Source organism: Mesorhizobium sp. M7A.F.Ca.ET.027.03.2.1 (assembly GCF_003999175.1).
Lineage (GTDB): Bacteria > Pseudomonadota > Alphaproteobacteria > Rhizobiales > Rhizobiaceae > Mesorhizobium.
On the sequence record NZ_RZOM01000777.1, the window covers coordinates 1 to 2,996 of the forward strand.

Here is a 2,996-nt window from a genome sequence, read left to right on the forward strand (position 1 = left end):
CACCTATTTCGTCACTCACCCCTGCCATCCGCCGATCTTCAATGACGAGACCGACATGGCAGCCAAGAAGGATTATTTCGGCGGCGTGAAGGCCAAGCAGCATATGGTCAGCGCCCTGATGCAGGGGCCGGAAGAAGACTACGCCAAGGGCGAGGCGATCGCGAAGATCATCTGGGCGCCGGTGATGCGTTCGCACCGCGTCAGCGTCGAACAGATGGCGCTGCTCGAGCCTGGCCTTTCGGAGACGGTGTGCGCCTCGTTGCTGGTGGTCATGAAAGAAGCCGTCGACGAGGTCGTGGCGCGCGGCGTCGACCAGCAGGCGGCACTCGACTTCCTGCTCGGCCATATGAACGTGCTCGGCGCCGTCATTTTCGGCGAGACCAAGGGCGTTTTCTCGGACGCCTGCAACAAGGCGATCGAGTTCGGCAAGCCGGTGCTGATGCGTGACGACTGGAAGCGCGTGTTCGAACCGGAAGAGATCGCCGCCAGCATTCAGCGGATAACCTGAGAGAAGACAGGTGCTTGACGCAGCACCTCGAAGGCCCGGCATGCCATTGCCGATCCTCGGTTTTGGTAGCTCATCAGGTACATGTCACCTGAATTTGTGGTTGACTCATCATACCAGTTGGCTTAGCTGTTCATGGCTCGGATCGACAAGGTTTCGCAGGGAGCACGATGCCTGGGCAAGTGGAGGATGGCTGGGGAGCAACGATCCGTCCTGGGTAAGCCGGCAACGGTTTTCGACCCAAGCGATCCGCGGCCCGGGCTGCCTGACGAATTCGGATGCAGACAAAGCCATTGGCCGATCAAGGCAATTTTTCAAACGGGAGGACTTCATGAAACTCACACGCAGAATGACGCTTGCGGCTTTCGCCGGCATGCTGGCGCTTGGCACGGCAGTGCCCGCCTATGCGGCGGATCTCATCGCCATTATCACGCCCTCACACGACAATCCGTTCTTCAAGGCGGAAGCCGTCGGCGCGGAAGCCAAGGCCAAGGAACTCGGCTATGAGGCGCTGGTGCTGGTCCATGACGACGACGCCAACAAGCAGTCCGAGCTGATCGACACCGCGATCGGCCGCGGTGCCAAGGCGATCATCCTCGACAATGCCGGCGCGGACGCCACCGTCGCCGCCGTGCAGAAGGCCAAGGATGCGGGCATTCCGTCCTTCCTGATCGACCGCGAGATCAACGCCACCGGCGTGGCCGTGGCGCAGATCGTCTCCAACAACTACCAGGGCGCCCAGCTCGGCGCGCAGGAATTCGTCAAGCTGATGGGCGAGAAGGGCAATTTCGTCGAACTGGTCGGCAAGGAATCCGACACCAATGCCGGCATTCGTTCCAAGGGTTATCACGACGTCATCGATGACTATCCGGACCTGAAGATGGTTGCCCAGCAGTCGGCCAACTGGAGCCAGACGGAAGCCTATTCCAAGATGGAATCGATCCTGCAGGCCAACCCCGACATCAAGGGCGTGATCTCCGGCAACGATACGATGGCGATGGGCGCCTATGCGGCACTTGCCGCGGCGAACCGCAAGGACGTCATCGTCGTCGGCTTCGACGGATCGAACGACGTACGGGACTCCATCGCGTCGGGCGGTATCAAGGCAACCGTGCTGCAGCCGGCCTTCGCGCAGGCGCAGATGGCGGTCGAGCAGGCCAACGACTTCATCAAGAACAAGAAGTCGCCGGCCAAGGAAAAGCAGTTGATGGACTGCGTTCTGATCAATGGCGACAATGCCGCCAAGCTGGAGACCTTCGCGCTGACGAACTGAGCCAGCGTGATTTCAATAGCGAGGGGCGAACATCGGTTTTCGCCCCTCGCCGCCATTTTCCGTGGGCCGCCCACGATGCTGAACGACAGGCCGCCATGCTGAACACCAAGCCGAACTGGCCGACCCTTACCGTAATGGTCGGCATCAGCCTGACCGCCTGCAAGATCCTGCCTACGAAATCGGAAGCCGGAGACAACGCTCCCGCCTTCAATCCAGACAAGATGGTCGAAGAGACATGGGCGGCAAAGGTCGTGCCCTATCTCCAGCAGAAAGCCGGACCGTTTGCGCAGGTTCACACCCTGGCGACAACCGATCCATCGGCTGCCGGCGCCAAATACGGCAATCCGAACAAGCAGGCGAATTCGCCTTGGACTTTCGCGGTTCGCCTGGAAGGCAAGATCGTCGCGGCCAACACGCAGTCGCGGGCAGCAACCGTCGACGTCGATGTCGACGGCGACGGCAAAGCCGATGCACGAGTGCAGATCGGACCGGCGGTGCGCGGTACCGCGCTGCGCGACAGCCTGGACTTCATCCAGTTCAACGACTTCACCAACCAGATCGACTTCGCCCAGTTCGGCAAGGCGTTCAACGCTTATGCCGACAAGACGGTGCTCTCCAAGCTGCCACGCGATGCGCTGCAAGGCCGCAGCGCCAAGGTGCTCGGCGCCTATACGCTGGGGAGCGGCCAGGACCTGCCGCTGGTGACGCCGGCGGAGGCAGAGATCGGGCCGAAGCCATGAGCGCGACAACTGAGCGCGAAATCATCCTGAAGCTCGAGGACGTCTCCAAGGTCTATTCCGGCACCGTTGCGGTCAAGCGCGCCAATTTCGAGGTGCGCAAGGGCGCGGTCAACGTGCTGGTCGGTGAAAACGGCGCCGGCAAGTCGACGCTGATGAAGATCATCGCCGGTGTCGAACGGCCGACCGCCGGCCGCATCCTGCTGGAAGGTAAAGAGGTTTCCTTCTCCTCGTCCGCGGACGCGGTGAACCGCGGCATCGGCATGGTGTTCCAGGAGATGAACCTGTTCGGCAATATGAGCGTCGCCGAGAATATTTTCGCCACCCGGGAGATCACCAACCGCTTCGGCAAGATCGACCGCGAGCAACAGGAAAACCGCGCTGCGGAATTTCTGGAACGCCTGCAAGCCGGCATACGGCCAGACATGCTGGTTGAGGATCTGCGCATCGGTCAGCAGCAGCTGGTCGAGATCGCCAAGGC

At 61.3% G+C, this 2,996-nt stretch carries 4 protein-coding genes; all 4 read left to right on the forward strand.

Annotated elements, in window-relative coordinates:
- Positions 1 to 508: phosphogluconate dehydrogenase C-terminal domain-containing protein (locus EN750_RS26635; RefSeq protein ID WP_281062327.1), on the forward strand; the 508-nt coding region annotated here is incomplete at its 5' end.
- Between the two features lie 328 nt (positions 509 to 836).
- Complete coding sequence (locus EN750_RS26640; protein WP_127269049.1) at positions 837 to 1,778, forward strand: D-ribose ABC transporter substrate-binding protein; 942 nt, start codon at positions 837 to 839, stop codon at positions 1,776 to 1,778.
- 95 nt (positions 1,779 to 1,873) lie between these two features.
- Positions 1,874 to 2,518 carry a DUF2291 family protein gene (locus EN750_RS26645; protein ID WP_127398397.1) on the forward strand — a complete coding sequence of 215 codons (645 nt, stop codon included), beginning with the start codon at positions 1,874 to 1,876 and terminating at the stop codon, positions 2,516 to 2,518.
- A partial coding sequence (locus EN750_RS26650; RefSeq protein WP_145967933.1) for an ATP-binding cassette domain-containing protein occupies positions 2,515 to 2,996 on the forward strand: 482 nt, incomplete at its 3' end. The genes EN750_RS26645 and EN750_RS26650, both read left to right, overlap by 4 nt.

What these genes read in the sequence shown, in the direction of transcription:
- EN750_RS26645 (WP_127398397.1), top strand. Translation starts at nt 1,874, where the DNA reads ATGCTGAACACCAAGCCGAACTGGCCGACCCTTACCGTAATGGTCGGC.
- EN750_RS26640 (WP_127269049.1), top strand. Translation starts at nt 837, where the DNA reads ATGAAACTCACACGCAGAATGACGCTTGCGGCTTTCGCCGGCATGCTG.